18 protein-coding genes and 1 pseudogene are annotated in these 17151 nt (G+C 53.4%); 7 read left to right on the top strand and 12 right to left on the bottom strand.

Annotated elements, in window-relative coordinates; all coding sequences use genetic code 11:
* Positions 1–30: 30 nt before the first annotated feature.
* Together PseAD21_RS22480 and PseAD21_RS22475 are read right to left on the bottom strand one after the other, a co-directional pair.
* Positions 31–771, bottom strand: a complete 741-nt coding sequence (locus PseAD21_RS22480; protein ID WP_102357912.1) for a hypothetical protein — start codon at positions 769–771, stop codon at positions 31–33.
* Positions 772–885: 114 nt separating this feature from the next.
* Positions 886–1344 (bottom strand): hypothetical protein, encoded by a 459-nt coding sequence (locus PseAD21_RS22475; protein WP_256588231.1) that lies wholly within the window; start codon positions 1342–1344, stop codon positions 886–888.
* Positions 1345–1369: 25 nt separating this feature from the next.
* Here PseAD21_RS22475 and PseAD21_RS22470 point away from each other — a divergent pair, with 25 nt between their 5' ends.
* Both PseAD21_RS22470 and PseAD21_RS22465 read left to right on the top strand, forming a co-directional pair.
* Entirely contained in the window at positions 1370–2119 is a 750-nt protein-coding gene (locus PseAD21_RS22470) for a hypothetical protein (protein WP_102357911.1), read from the top strand.
* Between the two features lie 45 nt (positions 2120–2164).
* Positions 2165–2533, top strand: coding sequence for a PH domain-containing protein (locus PseAD21_RS22465; protein ID WP_102357909.1), 369 nt, complete (start codon positions 2165–2167; stop codon positions 2531–2533).
* Between the two features lie 12 nt (positions 2534–2545).
* On the opposite strand, the gene PseAD21_RS22460 is transcribed toward PseAD21_RS22465, so the two are convergent.
* On the bottom strand, positions 2546–2875 hold the full coding sequence (locus PseAD21_RS22460; RefSeq protein ID WP_102357908.1) for a hypothetical protein: 330 nt from the start codon (positions 2873–2875) through the stop codon (positions 2546–2548).
* A gap of 269 nt (positions 2876–3144) precedes the next feature.
* Between PseAD21_RS22460 and PseAD21_RS22455 the strand changes: the two genes are divergently transcribed.
* Positions 3145–3405, top strand: a complete 261-nt coding sequence (locus PseAD21_RS22455) for a DUF6429 family protein (protein ID WP_102357906.1) — start codon at positions 3145–3147, stop codon at positions 3403–3405.
* A 215-nt stretch (positions 3406–3620) separates the two neighbouring features.
* On the opposite strand, the gene PseAD21_RS22450 is transcribed toward PseAD21_RS22455, so the two are convergent.
* Positions 3621–4211, bottom strand: coding sequence for a hypothetical protein (locus PseAD21_RS22450; RefSeq protein ID WP_102357905.1), 591 nt, complete (start codon positions 4209–4211; stop codon positions 3621–3623).
* A gap of 942 nt (positions 4212–5153) precedes the next feature.
* Here PseAD21_RS22450 and PseAD21_RS29595 point away from each other — a divergent pair.
* Genes PseAD21_RS29595 through PseAD21_RS22435 form a run of 4 tightly spaced genes read left to right on the top strand, consistent with a single transcriptional unit; the run spans position 5154 to position 10250 of the window.
* Positions 5154–6437, top strand: coding sequence for a hypothetical protein (locus tag PseAD21_RS29595; protein WP_146011308.1), 1284 nt, complete (start codon positions 5154–5156; stop codon positions 6435–6437).
* Positions 6438–6452: 15 nt separating this feature from the next.
* Complete coding sequence (locus tag PseAD21_RS22445) at positions 6453–8537, top strand: sensor histidine kinase (protein ID WP_102357903.1); 2085 nt, start codon at positions 6453–6455, stop codon at positions 8535–8537.
* 5 nt (positions 8538–8542) lie between these two features.
* Positions 8543–9226 carry a hypothetical protein gene (locus PseAD21_RS22440; protein WP_102357902.1) on the top strand — a complete coding sequence of 228 codons (684 nt, stop codon included), beginning with the start codon at positions 8543–8545 and terminating at the stop codon, positions 9224–9226.
* Positions 9213–10250 (top strand): ComEC/Rec2 family competence protein, encoded by a 1038-nt coding sequence (locus PseAD21_RS22435; RefSeq protein WP_158242604.1) that lies wholly within the window; start codon positions 9213–9215, stop codon positions 10248–10250. The genes PseAD21_RS22440 and PseAD21_RS22435 overlap by 14 nt, the downstream gene beginning before the upstream one ends.
* A gap of 164 nt (positions 10251–10414) precedes the next feature.
* Here the strand turns inward: PseAD21_RS22435 and PseAD21_RS22430 are convergent, their stop codons facing one another.
* The 8 genes and pseudogenes from PseAD21_RS22430 to PseAD21_RS22395 all read right to left on the bottom strand — a co-directional run.
* Complete coding sequence (locus tag PseAD21_RS22430; RefSeq protein ID WP_102357899.1) at positions 10415–10780, bottom strand: histone-like nucleoid-structuring protein, MvaT/MvaU family; 366 nt, start codon at positions 10778–10780, stop codon at positions 10415–10417.
* 314 nt (positions 10781–11094) lie between these two features.
* Positions 11095–12063 (bottom strand): chromosome segregation protein SMC, encoded by a 969-nt coding sequence (locus PseAD21_RS22425; protein WP_256588230.1) that lies wholly within the window; start codon positions 12061–12063, stop codon positions 11095–11097.
* A 93-nt stretch (positions 12064–12156) separates the two neighbouring features.
* Positions 12157–15075: a DUF927 domain-containing protein gene (locus tag PseAD21_RS22420; RefSeq protein ID WP_102357897.1), complete on the bottom strand. Its 2919-nt coding sequence runs from the start codon at positions 15073–15075 to the stop codon at positions 12157–12159.
* Positions 15072–15344 carry a DUF3077 domain-containing protein gene (locus PseAD21_RS22415; RefSeq protein ID WP_102357896.1) on the bottom strand — a complete coding sequence of 91 codons (273 nt, stop codon included), beginning with the start codon at positions 15342–15344 and terminating at the stop codon, positions 15072–15074. Before PseAD21_RS22415 ends, PseAD21_RS22420 begins: the two co-directional genes overlap by 4 nt.
* Positions 15341–15625: a hypothetical protein gene (locus PseAD21_RS22410; RefSeq protein WP_102357894.1), complete on the bottom strand. Its 285-nt coding sequence runs from the start codon at positions 15623–15625 to the stop codon at positions 15341–15343. Before PseAD21_RS22410 ends, PseAD21_RS22415 begins: the two co-directional genes overlap by 4 nt.
* Positions 15626–16159: 534 nt before the next feature.
* A complete protein-coding gene (locus tag PseAD21_RS22405; RefSeq protein WP_102357893.1) occupies positions 16160–16465 on the bottom strand; it encodes a hypothetical protein in 306 nt (101 codons plus the stop codon).
* Positions 16462–16743 carry an AlpA family transcriptional regulator gene (locus PseAD21_RS22400; protein WP_102357891.1) on the bottom strand — a complete coding sequence of 94 codons (282 nt, stop codon included), beginning with the start codon at positions 16741–16743 and terminating at the stop codon, positions 16462–16464. The genes PseAD21_RS22405 and PseAD21_RS22400 overlap by 4 nt, the downstream gene beginning before the upstream one ends.
* A 100-nt stretch (positions 16744–16843) precedes the next feature.
* Positions 16844–17151 (bottom strand): annotated as a pseudogene (locus PseAD21_RS22395) (primase C-terminal domain-containing protein); the annotation flags it as partial.

Below are 17151 nucleotides of genomic sequence, written 5' to 3'. Positions count from 1 at the left end.
CAGCCGGCGCCTTGAACCCTTAAACGAGGCTTAAGACTCGATCTTCTTCAGTTTCAGATCGAGCAGTCGCCATGCGGCCTTGTCAGTATCTTTACCGTCCACTTGTTGAACTGAACAGTCGAAACCGTAGCTGACATCGTCGCCCAACATGTTGCGAGCGCTGACGGTGCTGCTGATGGTATAGGTCTGATCCTTGAATCGTTGGCTGCTCGCGCTCTTGGCACTGGCAATCGCTGTCGACGCTGAAAAGCGCATGGCACTCTTGATGAAGGGTTCGCAAATCATGAACGCCATCATGGATTTGTCCGCGTTCGGATGCGTGCCGGCCAATCGGCGCGAAACGGTAAAGTCGTTATGCGCGTTGTCCTTGAAGTCCTTCTCCAGCAGTGAGGTGGGCAGGCGCTTGCTGTAGTTCGGCAGAAGTGCGGACTCGGGTGGAGATGGCTCGTTCTGTGGTTCGCTGGCGACATAGGTCGCAAGGTTGTCGGACTCGGCAGGGGTGGATGCGATCACAGGTGTAGGCTGCATTGACCGTTCCAGCTCAGGCATGAGTGCCGCCGCAGCGCGCTGTGTCTCGCTGCTTTGTGTTTGCGTCAGCGCCGATGGAAACAACGACAGCGTGATTGACAGCACCACCATCGCCACAATAAAACCACCCGCCGCGCCAACGAGGTTGCCGTAGAAAATATTCCAGCTACCGCGGTTCTTCACCACCCAGCGCCACATGAAACCCCAGGCCGCGACAAACGCCAGAAAACGCAGAAACTCCATTCGATCCTTTCCTTAAACCTTCGAAACCTGAAATCAACGCACGCCCGAAGTGAACGCTGACGATGGCGGCAAGATAACAAAACAGACGCGTAATGCCAGTGACGATAATGGCGCTCAGTGAAAGTTGAGCGCAAAAAACATCAACGTCGTCACACCCGCAGCCAATCCACAGAGGCCGGCGAAAAGTTGGCGGGCCAGCGGATGCTCTGGTTGAGGACGCCTGACCAGCCACATCCATACACCCGCCAGTGCGCCGATTGTTGTGATCACTTGCAGCACGCTACTGGCCAGACTTGCGGGTGCAGGAGGAACAACCGACGGGAAAAGGCCTGAGCAGACCACCGAGAAGGTCATGGCTACCATGAGGCCGCAAGCAGCACCTGCCAGATTGGCGAGGATCAGGTTCCAGGCCCCCCGGCTCTGAACGACCCAGGCCCAAACGGCTGCCCAGACGAAAAAGTACAACAACGCCATCATGGTGTTTTCCCTCTGAAAATTAATCTCCATCGAGGCACTGGCGACCTCTTTACTGGCAGTGGACGGCAAGATATCAAAATAGTAGCGTCGCGCCACTGCCCATCTCCGTAACGGATTACCTATGCCTGTCAGCACCCACGCTTTGCGCCTGTTTTGCGCGATCACACTCGTCGCTGCAATGACCCCTGTATTTGCCGCCGTGCAAGAACACCCGGAAAATAGTTGGCAGTATTACCTCGCCAACTGTCAGCGAATGCAGGAAAAAATGGCCGACGTCCAGAGCGGTCGCGTACCCGGCGCCGTTGAGGTGATAGGCGACCTGGAGAGCAGCTTGCGGATCATCGCTGAACACCGCTTGAACCTGACGCCCCAATACCTCGGCTCGCAAGAGTTCGCGCAATGCGAAAACGTCGCCGCCCAAGGCGAAGCGACGATTGCCCAGGGCAGAGCCGAGTTCGCCGCCAGAATGAACCAGGCCGCTCAGCAAGGTCGCATCGCCCACCAGAACTCCCCCGAATACCAACGCGCGCGTTCACTCGGCTACAGCGACGTCGGTGACATCTCCTTCCTGAAACTGCACGAAGACACCGACGGCGAAGCACGCCTGAAAACCATGCTGATCACCGTCGACGAGATCTGCGGCCAATACTTCCGCGCCACGCAATACGTGAAGCCGTATGTGATCTATACGGTTCGGCCTTCTGACGGCGGTTGTGGTGAGGTGAAACGCGTGGCGGTGGTTGGCGGCCGATCAGTGGAGAAGGGCGATTACATTGATGAGAAGGGCGAATTTCAGTATCTGGGCTGGAAAAAGCTTGTTGGCGCCGATGGCTTCCCGACGGATGTCAGGGTGCTGAAAGCCCGTCGTTGAACCAAAGAAATACCGGGATGTTTTCTTGAAGATGAGGATGGACAGATGATCGACTTCAACAACAAAGGCTTCTTCAAACTCAAGCAGAACGATGAGTACGCCGAACGCGTAAGCGCACTGTTGCCGGACGGTGAGGAAGTGATCGACTCTTACAAGGCCATGCGTGACGGCGTGGTGTTTACCAACAAACGCATCATCGCGGTCAACGTTCAGGGGATTACCGGCAGCAAGAAGGATTTCACTTCCTTGCCGTACAAAAACATCGTCGCCTACTCCGTGGAAACCTCGGGCACGTTCGATCTGGGTTCGGAGCTGGAGATTTACTTCTCGTCACTGGGGAAAGTGAAGTTCGAATTCACCGGGAAGACCTCGATGGTGGAGATCTCCAAGTACATCTCGAAGCATCTGCTGTAACGGCTCAGCCCATTACAAGATGTCTTTCAAATAATCCTTGAGCGCGAGGAGCGGCTGATCCAGCTGCTCCAGCGAACGCGCCTCGCTGAAGTCAGCGGATAACTTGTGCAACTCGCGCCCCAGCGGTTTCTCGACACCGCCCAAGGCGTCCATCGCCAAGCCCAGGCATTCGTTCATCTTGAACTGAATGGTCTCGACATCCCCGCGCCGCACCAACAGTTCGAAAATGTCTTTCTGGTAATCACCCATGACCATGTCGTCCCGCAGGATCGGGCTCAGGCCTTCTTCCTCGTAAGCGAGCTTGAGGGAGAAAAGGGCGACTGTTTCCAGTGACGTTTCCATGGGGGGGCCTTTAGCGACGTCCGTCAGTGTGAGAGTTGATGCCTGGATGCAACCACCGTCAGGTGCAAGATGCGTAGGGCTGCTTTCAGAGGGGCGTGATTATACGGAGCGAGATCAACAAGTGCAGCCCAAAGGCGAGGCCGGGCACACTGAAGCCGATCAATAACCCTTCGCGGGATTGAGCGGCATTTCCGTCGGAGGTCGGCGAGTATTATGGTGAGCCTTCACACACTCGACGTTAACTGTTGAACACGAATGGAGTGACGACCATGGAATACGACGACAAACTGATGGAAGACGCCGTGCTTGCGCTGTTGGCAGCACTCAGTTCCGACGACGGCAATGCCTGGAAAGGATTCGATTTCGAGATCATGAACCGATTGCATGAGCAGGGTTTCATCAGTAACCCGGTGAACAGGAACAAGTCGGTCTGGTTGACGGAGGAGGGGCTGGAGCGGGGGCGGGCGATAGCAGCGCGGTTGTTTGGGGGAAGTGCTCAGGCTGAGCCTGCAAACGACTCCGACACCTGAGTTCGTGCTATGTCACGTGCGAGCCGCGCGGTGGTGAGCTTTCAGCATTGCGCGTCCACTTTCCGACAGACGAAAAAAAAGGCCTTGCTAAGCAAGACCTTTGTTAATTTTGGTGCCCGAGGGAGACTGTCGGGTTCCATATAATACGTGGCTTGCAGGCTGATTATACAATCTGGGATACAAGTAGGGATACAAGCCCCGGCTCGCTGGCTGGCCTATCGTTCTGGCGGGGCCAAGCGATAGGTGTAAAAAGCGGTACCGCCCATGACGAACGCACCCATCGTGCAGAAGAGGATCAGACCTTGGATGCTGAGTAAAAATTTCAGGGTGTCATTGAGTTTTGGTCTTTTCTTTATAGCGCGCTCCATAACGCTCGCGCGGAGCTTGGCCGCCAGCTCAACTTTCATTGCGCTATAGGCAGCGCGCCGGATGTTCTCTTCAACTCTGTTATTGGGTAAGTTCGTGATGGCGTCCTTGTAAAAGGCAGTGGCGTCCTGGCAGTAGTAGTCCTTGTTCGAATCATTATTTTTCTGGGCATCTATGCAGATCTCGATGTAGTCCAGTGCTCGCTGATCAAAGGTGTCCTGTTGCTGCATCAGATATTCGGCAAAGAAGTCGTCTGTGCTCTTTCCGAACTCACCGACCAACAACGTCAGGTAGAAACAATAAGACCCCATCACAAGCACACCGACCGCGGCCATCAGCGTCACCCTGCTCCATGGGCGCTTCGCAGCCTTCAGAGCAATCGTTTTCGCCAGCCCGACGCCTTCTGTGAGGGTGTCCATTGCTTCTTTAACTTGGCCCATCACTCTGTCTCCACTTAGGTAACGCCTGCTGACCCACCAGATGCTGGTGTGATTAGGTCAGGCAAATGACAGAGACGATATCGGCCGCTGCCACGGATACCTGATGTTGGCGAGTATCGAGGCGAGGTTTGCGAGGCGTAGCTGAAACTCGCTGGGGACCCTGAGGGATTCCGTAAGGTACGGGGTCGGAAACCCGCGGGAACTCGTTAGTGGGAGGCGCCCCAGCTTACTGAAATTTCAACATTGAAATTGAAAGGATCTTGAAGAAAAAGGTACATCGTTACCACATCGGCAATGGTGATCGCAGAACGTTCGCTTTGTAGGACAGATGCACAGGTGAACAGGCAATTCATCGGTTCACCTGTTCACTAAGCTGGGAGATCTCCAGCTAACAAGGTCTGGCGGACATACGACCCCGTCTACTCGGAGATTGCCAGGGTCGCCAACGTAGCTCGCAGCTATTCGCTGAAGGTATCGATCTCTGGGGGTGACAGGGGCAAGAAAAAGCTGTGTTACCCGTGTTACTCGTGTAGCGAACCTCTTTAAGTATCTGATTTAAAAGGATTTTAGTTTGTAACAATGCTTCTGTCCGTTCTAGTTCGTGCCGTGTTACCGATAGCTTTAGTGTTACAGCTTTGTTGAATGAGGCATTGCCTGACGGGGCGGAGAAGCACTAATCGTTATTCTCCTGTCGGTGGTGTCTTCGTAATCTGATGCGGGGGAAGAATGATGTGTTGGAAGGATCTGCGGCTGGACTATCCTTACGCGGTTTGGACGCAATCGCGGTCTCAGCTGACTTCGGGTCCCGAGTAGCTACTAGGCCTACTGGGCTTGTCGTTGGGCCTCATTGGCTGCTATTCGCTCCCCTCGACCGATTCTTCTTGCCGTTCAGGCATACAGTCTGCAGACTCTTCCGGTTATCCATATACGTGAAGCTGATTGATGAACGGCGAAATCTCCCTCTCCTCCTTTGCCACAACGCTTATGGCGGCGGGCAGCCCGGATGATGAGACGATGTCCGAAAAGTTGGTGAGCGACCTGATGAACGGGCATGCCACGGACTTTGTGTACAGCACGCTGTCATTGGCTGACCGACGCAAGCATGGCGTTTTCTTTTCAGGACCCGCCTGGGCAAAAAAGATTCTGTCAGGCCAAAAAATGGCTAGATGGCAACGATTTATTGACCCTAGTGTAGGTGTGGGCGACCTTTTAATTGAGGTATGCAATTATTTACCTTTGGAAGGTTCGTCTAGCAAAACAATTGAAAACTGGGCAGAACGCCTGGTTGCAATTGATCTCCGCAAATCTTTTCTTGATATAGCATGGTTGAGAATACAAGCGCTGGCTGTTCATCGCCATAGCGTAGAAAAAAATCAGACGTCTGACTTCGTTTTCAGGGGGCTGCCTAAGAGTTTTATCGTCGGAGATGCTTTAACTATAGATCTTAATCTTCGACAGCACGACTGCGTGGTTATGAATCCCCCTTATCAGCGAATCATTGCCCCTACTAAAAGTATCGTTGGGAAAGGTAAAAGATCAGCTGCTGCACTTCATTTGGAGCATGTGATTCTTCAAGCTCCACCAGGTGTAGGCGTATTTGCTCTTGTTCCTGACGTTTTAAGAAGTGGCAGTTCGTACGAGCGATTTCGGAGAGAGTTCAGGAAGATAGTAGATGTAAGCTCGTTTGATCCATTTGGTGCTTTTGGAAACCAGGCTGATATTGATGTGGCAATATTTGCTGCTACCACTAAGGCACCAACATGCGAAAATCAAGTAGCGAAGGTGGAGTCTGCTCAAGATAAAAACGTTGGCGACTTTTTTGATGTTTCAGTGGGGCCTGTAGTTCCCCATCGGACACCTATCACTGGGAAAGTGTATGGTTATCTGACCGCAAAAAATGCTGTTGTTGGTAAAGATATATCGCTTCCTGAAGAATTCGCAAGTTATGCTTGTAGAGTGGAGAAAGGGCCGTTTGTAATAGTGCGTCGCACATCTAGCCCGTCCGATAGGAAACGGGCAAGAAGTACCATGGTGACTTATTCCAAAGAACTATTGGTCGAAAATCATCTTCTTATTCTTAAGCCAAAAGACAAAAAAGTCAGTACGTGTCGGGCATTGCTACGCGTACTAAATGACCAAAGCACAGATGAGTGGTTGAATAATTTCATAAGGTGTCGTCATCTTACAGTGGGCTCACTCAAACAGCTTCCTTGGATCAATGGTTAAAATGGAGCTTAACTCATGGAATCACACTCTTTAGGGTTTAGATTCGCCCCGTCCATCCTTGAGCGACTTGGTGAAGAGCTAGTTCCAAACCTTGATCAGGCAATTATCGAGCTAGTTCGGAATTCCTATGACGCGGACGCGACTGAGTGTATCGTCGAAATTAGAATGGATCTAGTTGATGGTGGGGTGATAGTTATTTCAGATAACGGTTCTGGAATGACCTATGACCAGATACAAAATAATTGGTTGGTATTGGGCGGATCATCTAAAGAAAGTACCAAGCTTACTCGTAAAGGCCGGAGGACGGTCGGTGATAAAGGATTGGGTCGACTGGCCGCGTTAAGGGCCGGGACATCTGTAGAAATGATTACCCGCCATTACACTGCGGGGGCGAATGGCGCACATTCTATAAATATCGAGTGGAGTAAATACGATAACGTTAAGGTTGTTGAGGAAGTTGGGCTTCCAATTGAAAAAAATACTCGCGAAGAATGTGGAACAACTACCATCCTTAGAGGGGTTAGGAGAGCTCTTGGGCGGGGCGAAACAGACCGACTAGGGCGAAGTATTGTTCTTCTGACTAGTCCATTTCAAGGCGAAAGTGACTTCAAGGTCACACTCGTTGCTCCGGATTATCCAGAATTGGAAGCTAGAGTTAGAAATGGTTATCTGGATGACGCCGAATACGTTCTCAAAGCAGATTTGTTACCTGATGGGTCAGGCTACGCAGAAGTGTTAGATTTCAAAGGCGATACTCTTTATAGCGCTACGTCTGCCGAATGGCCCGCTAAGTCCTCTAAATTTCCATTGACGTATAACGCACCTCCATCAAAATTTGAGCTCTATAGTTTCGTATTTAATAGGAATGCTTTTGCGGGGAGAGGGTCAACGATAACCGAAGTGAAGGAGTGGTTAAAAGTCGTAGGGGGAGTTCACTTTTACCATCGCCAGTTTCGAGTTCCTCCATATGGTGATGCCGGTCACGATTGGTTGGATATGAACCTTTCTCGAGCCCGTAGTCCAGAAGAGCGACCCTCAACAAATACTAGTGTTGGGCGCGTAATTGTAGATGACCCCGATGGTGTGTTAAGGCAAAAAACCGACCGATTTGGTTTTATTGAAAGCGAGGAGTTCTTTGAGATTCGGCGCTTTGCAAAAGATGCATTGGAGTGGTTGGCGCGTCGGCGGTTACGAGATGCTGAAGCGCGACGAGATCTGCAGAAAATAACATCCAAAGCGGCCCCTGCCCAAGCTCGCGCGGAATTGTTGGATACGATTTCTCAGGCGCTTCCTGCCACTGAAAAAGAAAAGGCTATAAAAGCACTTGATAGACTGGAACAAAATTTCCAAAGAGAGTTGCGTTCTACTCGAGAGGACTTGGTCTTGTATAGATCGCTTGCTACTGCCGGGACTACGGCAGCGGTGTTTGCGCATGAGATCGGTAAACCTATTAGATCTATTGCGGGTAGCGAGAAAAGTATACGCAGACGAGTTAAACAATATTGCGCTGATGAAGTTGTTGTAAAGTTTGAGTCTCCCTTGGACTTGATTGTTACTGCATCAGAACGCTTAACCAGATTTGCATCAATGCAAATCGACTTTCTCAAGCGAGAAAAGAGGCGGCATGGCGCGGTAAATGTAAATAAGGTTATTCAAACTCTCTATGGGCTGTGGAAGCCAATACTAGAAGACGCAAAAATTGAAATTGAGTTGGTGCCATACAGAACTGATGACGCAGTTATATATGGGGCGGAAGCTTTAGTTGAGACTATAATTACAAATTGTCTTACTAATTCTGTTAGTGCGTTCGAGCGTGTTGGGGCCAGAACGAAAGATAGAAAAATTAAAATTTCCGTTAATATTGAAGGTAACACTGTTGCTATAGAGGTTGAGGATAATGGACCCGGAATTAATATGGATATTGAAGAGATTTGGCTTCCTGGCAAGACAACAAGGCAAGAGGGTACCGGCTTTGGTCTGACGATTGTTAAGGATTCAGTCTTGGACTTGGGTGGTAAATACAGTGCTTCCAATGTCAATGAAACTGGAGCTATATTTAATTTTGTATTTCCATTGCTTACCAATCCTACTCCTGCGTGAACTTCATGAAACCAATTAAAATTGTTGCGGTTGTAGACGATGACGATCAGGCCGCTTTAACTATCATTCATGCGTTGGAAGATGGCCGCTTCGAGCCCTATCGGCAGGAGGCAGCCGATAGTTTGGCAGCTTTGGCCGATTTGATTATTCTCAATTCTGATGCAGCAGTTTGTGATCATCGGTTGAGATATGGAGCATTTGCAGACATATCAGGCGCCGAGCTCGCTGCTGCGTTAGTAGAAAAAAGACATCCTACGATATTGGTGACACAGTATCTAGACCAGTACGCCGATATAGCTATTAGAACGTATCGAAGCAATCTTCCAGTTGTGCTTCGTCGTGAAGATGCAGATGAGCCAGATGAACTTAGGGCGGCCTTTGCAAGATGTATTAATGAGCTTAGGCGTGGCAAAGTAGATGATAGAAAGCTCTATAGAACATTGCTACAGGTTATGGATGTCTCTGATGTAGGGGGCGTTAGGGTTATTGATGCGATCGTAAATGGTTGGAATCCCAAAGATACAGTCCGCTTTCCTTTGTCTTTGGTTGATACGGATGATCAGGGAAAAGTAGAAAGGTTTACTGTTCTGGAGGCTCAAACAAATGTAAGCACGTCTGAGAAGGTTGACTTATATTTTGAGAACGTAAAATTGGCGCCGGAACCGGAGTGGGATGATGGATTGCGGTGAAATTATAATTCTCGATGTGGGGCATGGGAATTGCACAATAATAAAGCATGGTGAAGAAGCTATTATTATTGATGCGCCAGGGCGCCCAATTGTTGCAAAGGTTCTAGATGATTTAAAAATCAAATCTATTCGCGCGCTATTAATTTCACATGCTGACAGTGATCACCTTTCGGGAGCGATTCCGATTTTGATGAATGCGGATCGTCCTGTTCAACAAGTATATGTAAATCCTGATAAACGAAAGACCGATTCTTGGCATCAGTTCAGGATAGCCGCAGGAGATGCTAGAAGACTTCAAGGTACCAAAGTTCATCCTGCGCTAACTGTTGATAGTCCGCAGCAACTCGCCATATGTGGCACTACAGTTCACGTTCTCCATCCCACTCCAGAAATATGTCTTGCGACTAATGATGGGGCACATACTGATGGGGTTAAGCTTGATGCAAATAGTATGTCTGCTGTCGTGCTTATAGAGCACGATGGTGAGAGGTTGTGTCTGCTTGCAGCGGATTCAGGTAGACATAGTCTCAATATAATGATGAATGAAAACGTTGATATAAGTGCTCATGTTTTGGTTTTTCCGCATCATGGGGGACACATCGGTGGGACATCAGATAATAGGGAGTTTGCTAAAGAGCTTGTTTCCGCTGTTAGACCTAAGTTAGTGCTTTTTTCATTAGGAAGAGGAGCCCATGGAACGCCGCGCCCTGACATAATTGCTGGAGCTAGAGACGCCTTAGTTGATAATGCACCCTACATTGCATGCACGCAGATTTCTAAAAACTGCTCCGAAGCGCTGCCAGGAAAAACGGACCGACCGTTAGTAAAAAATTCAGATGGACTTGCTAAGAACCAGTGTTGTGCGGGTACGATCATACTGCCTTTGAGTAAAGGTGGGCTCGAGAGCATCATGACTGATTTAAACGAGCATCATGGAAAGTTTGTTTTAAGTGAAGTTCCTAACGCTCTGTGTAGACGCCAGATTGCTCCGGTGATTTCGAAGTTAATAGCAACTACAAACTAGTGTTGGCGGGTGGGTGGCGGACGGCGTACGGCAGCTCGCTATAATAATTTTATCTATTATTATTTTGCGTATAGGCCGTACACGGAGGTGATATGAGTAATCAATACGTACATCGGCCTGAGCTAAAAAGGCCCCTTTGGAGGCCTTTTTTCTAGATTTCTTTGTTAGCTATTGAGCCAGCTCTCAACAACGCCTGAACCATACTTGGTTTTCCAGTCCTTCAGCGTCTTGTGATTGCCGCCTTTGGTTTCAACCAATTCGCCGTTATGCGGGTTTTTGTACACCTTCAGCTCACGAGGTTTGCGCTTACCAAGTGCTACCGCCGGTGTTTGGCTGCGCTTCGTGCTTTGCGGGTCCAGCATGTTGATGATGTGCTTCAGGCTGAAGCCGTACTGGTTGAGCAGGGCGCGCAGCTTAGTCTCGAACTCGATCTCTTTTTTCAGTGCGCCGTCGCTCTTCATCGTTTCCAGCACCAGGAGCTGCTCGGCGAGGTGTTTTTCTAGCTTACGGTATTCGGCAAGTTTGGACATGTTTTTTTCCTATGTTTGCTTGATGATAGTTTGAATGTTCGAGCTGCTCACAAGTTCAGCGCTATTCTGGCAGTTTCAGATACTCTTGGATGCTAATGATCTCGGCCTTGATCAATTTTACGGTGAGAATCTCGACTTTCGTTTTTATGCGAGGTTTGTCCACAAATTCCAGCATTTCCTTTAAGGAGCCTATTCGTGCTTTCAGTAGGTCTTTCCAGTTGGGAGTATTTCTGAGGTCTGTTTGAATGATCATTTTGTAGCCTATGGAGGTTTAAACAGCCTACCTGCGTAGGCTGTTTCGGTGGCTAAGCGCGTTACAGTGAAAGGATGTCTTGCACGCTGTACTGGCTGGATCGATCCAACAGCTCGCGCCAGTTCCAGCTGTGGAAGTCTTCGCCTTCTTTTGGAAGCACCAGCTTCATCAAGCTGAGGTGCTCGCCTCCCAACCTGCCTTGCACGCTCCACAGCTTGCCGCCCAGCTCCATCAGCGCCTGCGCTTGTTCGTTCCACTGTTCTTCCAGCACAGTACGGGCAAGGTACATCGCTGTTTTTTGGGTCGAACTGTATTCCCTCTGCGCCTCGGCAATGTGCTTGTCGATGATGGCCAGCTCCTGTTCCAACGCAGTGATGATCAGGTGCTGGCGACGATTGTGTTCGGTCGCCGTTGCGAGGTTTTTCGCGGCCTTCTGCGCATCGACATTGGCGTTCTTTTCGCCCTCGGTATCGCCCCAGGCCACTGCCTGCGCATATGCGGTGGCGGCATCGGTTTCGGCTTGCCGGGCCTTGGTCATGTCTTCTTCCGCTTGCTGCTGGATCTGTGTCAATCGAGTGCTGAGGCTGTCGCGTTTTTCGTTGAGCTCTAGCTCATCGGCTTTCCAGTTCGCCATCGACTCGGTGTAACCCGCCATCAGGGTTTCATGATTGAGCAATTGCTCGCGCCGAGTGATCTTTGCATTGAGCAGCCAGGCACGGTGTTTTCTGGCGTCGTATGGAACTTTCAGGCTGCTGTGCTCGTTGCGGATTTTGTTCAACCGGTCCGCCTCGATGATCTCATCGCCTTCCAGTAGCGCTTCCAACGGCGCCATTTTGGCGTAGTGCTCTTCAGCCTCGCGCAGATATTCATCGCGCTGGGCGGTCAGTTGGTTGATCTCGTCGATCAATCGTTGTTTCTTGGCGCTATGGTCGGTCGCGGCAGTTGTGTCGGAAATCGGCTGTGTTAGCGCAGTGGTCTCGTGGCTAACCAGCAATTCATGTTGTTCGGTGGAGGTCTGGAATTGGTTCATCTGTCTTGTTCCTTCAAAAAATGGGTTTGGGTTGAATGAGCGGCTGGCGAGGCCGGGAATAAGCCGGCGCTACCTCGATCCGCGGACGAGCCTTCAGGCAGCCCGAGCCTCGCTGTCATCCGTTCCCGGAATCGTCTTTACGATGTAGCAGCGCTGGGGTCCCAGGCCGGGCAACCGGACCAGACTCGACGCCTTGCCGTCGCTGGCCGGTTCCAATACGCCGCGCTGCAACAACTCCTTGTTCACTGCGTTGATGTTCATGCCCCGGAAGATCTCGGAGCGCCACGCCTCGGGCAGTACGTAGTAGGTGTTGGTGGTGTGCATGGTGTCGCCCATGCCGTGCTCCAGCGTCTTACGAAAGCCGAGGCGGTCGATGGTGCGCGGGCCGTGTTCGTCGATCTTCGCCGCTGCCGATTCCCAGCGTGTGAAGCGGCTTTCACCAAATCGCTCGATGACTTGTCTTAGGCGCGCCAAGATCGCATCGCCTTCGAAGTTACCGGCGCCGCCGCGCTCGTTGAGCCAGGCGTTCAAGCACACCCGAGCTGCAGTGGTGGCCGTGCCGTCCGGCCAGCCGGTGATGCCCATTGCGGTGGCCAGCTCGCCCGCTGCAGCGGCGAGGCCAAAACGAGCAGCAGCACGGTGCGCCTGTCCACTCGCGGACGCTGGAAGCGACTTGGCAATAAAGCCTTCTAGCGTGCGGCGCAGAATCGCAGCCCAGCCGTGACGCTTGCCCGGCTCGCATAGGGCCTTGAGGAACGCAGTGATCGGTGTGCCGTAGTAGTTCGCCACGCGGGCTTTGAGCGCGTCGGACAGTGCTGCCGCGTCTTCGAAACCGTTGAGCGTATCGAACATGCCGAGGCCTTTGCTGGCATCGGCCGGGACGGCTAGCATCCGCACCTCCATACCGGCTTTCAGTTCCTTATTGGCTTCGGCCATGTGCTGGGCCAAGGTCTTCTCGCCGGTGGAGAGAAACAGCAGGCGCCATTCCTGCACCTGTCGGCCCGCTTGCCCTCGATCATTGGCGCGTGCCTTGCCGGTACCGTTGCCGAGCATGTACACCGTCTCGCCGATGATGCGGGCATCACACATGCCGATTTCATCGAGCACCAGAAGCCCGTCGGAATGCGCGGCAGCGATCGACTCAAGCGCGTTATCGGTCGAGCGCCATGAGCGCCCCAGACGCGGCCCGCCGTAGATCGAGGCGGCAACTTGCAGGTGCGTGGTCTTGCCGCCGGAGCTGTCGCCGTACAGGTGAAAACCGCCCGATTCGTGGCCGAGCATGTGCAGCAGGGGACCGGCGAAGGCCACACCGACGACAAACGCCAAGCGATGATTGCCAATGCACAGCGCGCCGATTTGCTGCTGCCATTGCTCCAACGTGCCCGCTTCGCTGATCGGCGGAAGCTGCGCGCCGGCCTCATAGAAGTGCAGGTGTTCTGCGTGCACGCCGACCTGCTGCTCGGGCAACAGAAAGGCATTGTCATGCCAGCCCAATCGGGTGACCAGTCGCGCACGTTGCGCACTGTCGAAGCCGCCCAGGTAACTCTGTAAATCGTTGCGTGCGTTGCGCCCCGAACGACTACCGGCCAGACGCAACCCCATGTCCACCAACGGACCGAGCACGTCCTTGCCGAAGTCACCGGTCATTGTGCGTGCCGGGATGTTCCAGCGTTTCTTGGTGCCGTCGGGGTCGTCGAACTCGACCAGCAAGCCCCAGTTGTGGCCCTTCTCGTCACGGGTACGCGCAAGGATTGCCAGTGGCGAACACACCGGGCGTGCTTCACCGTCGTCGCCGGCATAAAACACACCTTCGGGCGTCAGTCGAAAGCCACCGGGCATCAGGTCGTTTTTCGATTTTGCCGGGCGCTTGGCTGCTGCTTTGGGTTTCGGTTCCGGCTCCGGTTCCGACTTGGCTTTCATCTTGTCAACTACCGGCGCTTCTTCGATCACACCGAACAGCTCGCCGCTGCTTTCCAGTTCGGCGAAGTGGCCGGCGGTCCAGCCTTTGTCGAGCGCATCGGCGGCATCGTCGCCGTCGTTCCATTGACCACCTTTGACGAACGCGACGCGGTCGTTCTTCAACGTCGGCTTGCGTTTGAACACCTCCAGCGCGATGACCCGGACCGAAGCGGCGCCGATTTCGTGCAGCTTTTCGGCAACGGTAGCCATGCAGGCTTTACCGCTGTCGTCGTTGTCCGGCCACAACAAAACGTCGCGTCCCTTGAGCGGCGTCAGGTCAGCTTTGTGCCAGGAGTTGGAGCCATTCGGCCAGCAGGTGGCGACGTAAGTCGGCAACAGCTCGGTGGCGGCGTCGGCCGCTTTCTCGCCTTCGCACAGAACCACCGGTGCGTCAGCGCGCTGGGCCAGTTCATCAAGGCGCAGCAGCGGACGTGGATCCGGCAGACCCTGCCAGCGCCATTGTTTGGTTTGGCTATCGGCGCGCTGACACCACGTCAGTGGCGCAAAGACCTTCTTCGGCTTGCCGTCTTCATCCGGACCGAGGTCGAAGCGATACAGCGCCATGAGGGGCTGACCCTGCGCGTCGCGGTAGAACCAGACTTTGGAGGGCACACCGTGCTGCCGATGCTTGGCCGGGCACTTGTTCATGGCCTCGGCCGGGATCGGCTGAATGGCGTTCCACGTCGGCGCCTTCGGCTGGGTCGGTGCGGCCCTTGTCTTGGCGGCGCCCGACGCGACGTTTAGGAGGTCGGCCAGTTTGTTGCAAGCCTCGACGTCGGTGCCGCCGTCCAGATAGCGCACCAGATCGATCAGGTCGCCGCCTTTGTCGCCGGTAGCAAAATCCGCCCAGGTGCCTTTGCTCAAACTGACCTTGAGCGATCCGGCGCGCTTGTCGCTGCGGGTCGGATTCGGGGCTGTGTATTCCTTGCCGCCGTCCACGCGCTTGCCGTTGGGCAGCCAATGCGACAAGACACGCTCGATGTCTTTCAGCGCAGCGGCTTTCACGTCGGCAAAGCTTGGACGTTTCGCGGTGCTGTTCGGGCGTTGGCTCATGTGTCAGCCCTCGGCAGAAACAGCGCGTCGTTGATGTCATCAATCAGCGCTTTGGCCATCTCACCCAGGTACAGGGCGGGCCAACTGAAACGGTCGCCGTTGTCACTCATGGCAGCGTCGAAATTGAGCTGGTTCGCGTGATGCTGAAGCAGCGACACCATTTCCAGCGCGTCTTCGACCGGCAAACCGGCATTGACGCGAAACAGCTTCAGGTCGGTGGAATTGACGCGAGAAAAGGTAGCGTGGCCCGGTGTGGTGGAAATGTTCATAGAGCACCGCCTTTCTGCACCGCAGGTGTCGAGGTGGTGTCACCGTGCATGGCCAGCGTTTTGATCAAACCGAGGGTGCCGCGCACGTCCCAGAGGACGGCGGCAATGACGTGATTGGCAAGGCGTGAGGATTCGTTTTCGAAGTGATCCTCAAGCAACGTCAGCACCGAGTCAGCACGGTCAATGGCGCAGGTGATGGCGTCGATAGGTACACCGGCTTCGGCGGTCGGATTCACACAAAGCAAGTTTTCAGGCAGGGCAAGACTCAGAGTGTTGTTCATTGGGCACCGCCTGCGGTTTCGAGTGCGCGGGCTTTGGCCATGTGAGCGTTGTAGCGGGAGAGACGTGTAGCGAGGCTGGAGTTGGCGTGTAAAGCGGCGAGAGCCATTGCACGATGTGCAGCGGCGCGGATTTTGGACGGATTGAGGGCGTGTTGCATTTGTGAAGGCTCCTTGTACTGAGGAACCGCCACCGTCTGCCGCCAAGCAGATTAGGGTGACGGATTGCGCAGGATTGGCGGACCGGCGTACAAGGAGACCGGCGCACCCGAGGGTGCTCCTACGCAACCCGCCATAACACGGGAATGCGGGCACAAAAAAAGCGCCTGCAATCGTAATGGGGGCGCTGTTGCGCCTTGTACTGTATGGGCCGCCAAGCCCAATCGCTGAATTTGCAGCGACGCCAAGAGAGTAACGTCCGTTTTTCCAAAGTGCAACTGCGCTGATGGCTTGCGGTTTTTTCAGGTGCGGCATAAATTGTTCGTGCATGTTGATTTACCTCAACGCCTCCGGATCGCCCCCGGAGGCGTTTTCGTTTCAGGCATGGGCTTCCCAGCGCAGGGAGAGAAGGGGCAGAAATCCGCCGCTGAGCATGGAGCGGGCGTCTTCGTAGGCGTCGATCTGCTGGCCTTCGTCGACGACCACGGCCCCGGTTTTTTCGCAGTGGAGGGAGAGGGCGCACCAGGTGCCGTCGGCCCAGCTGAGCACGCTGACCACTCGACCTTGCTTGTCCTGTTGGCTGCGGTAGCGTTCAAGACGCTGCATGACGCGAGGCGAAAAACCGATCCGACGCAACACGGAAAATGGGTGCATCAAAGCGTTGTTTGCAGTCTTGTGGCTCATGCCGCCACCTGATCACGTGCCTCGATGCGGCTGCGCGCCCACGCTTGAACTTCGGAAAGGACCCAGGCGACAGGGGCGCCGCGTGCGTTGCTGTTGCTCAGTTTGACGGGATGCGGAAAGCCGCAGTCGGTGCGCTGCATCAGTTTGTAGATGGTCGAACGCTTCATCCCCACGATGCCTTCCACTTCTCGCATGCGGATTAAAGTTGAAGCGGCATCAAAAAGTGAGGCAGCGTTGGCGGGAGTCTTGCGGGGAAAATCGGTGACAGAGGTGTTCATAGGTATTGCTCTCGATTGATTTGGACAGCGAGAGCAATGGTCTAGAAATTGGTCGGCGGTGAGCAGTTCACTTCCATTTGAAAGGACATTGAAATATCGGTCACACCACAAAATTGCGTTTGAGGATTCCCTCCACGCTTTTGCGGGTTAGCGCTTTGTCGGTTTCCATTGTCACCCACTCAGCGCGCTGTTTGAGTGGCTTGGACACCTCCCGTTCCAGCCAGGCGTGAACCGCCGTGGTCACGTTTCGCCGTGACATTCCGCTAGACACGTAGTGTCGACCTTGCCTAATGATTGCCGTATCTCGTGCGCTGATTTCTTCGTTACGCTCCATTCCGCTGATGATGCCGCCCTTAGTGCCATCCCTTTCAAGGTCTTCGGTAAAATCCCCTGAAATTTCATTCAGGG

This window comes from Pseudomonas sp. AD21 (assembly GCF_002878485.1).
Lineage (GTDB): Bacteria > Pseudomonadota > Gammaproteobacteria > Pseudomonadales > Pseudomonadaceae > Aquipseudomonas.
This window is presented reverse-complemented; position numbering and strand designations above follow the sequence as displayed.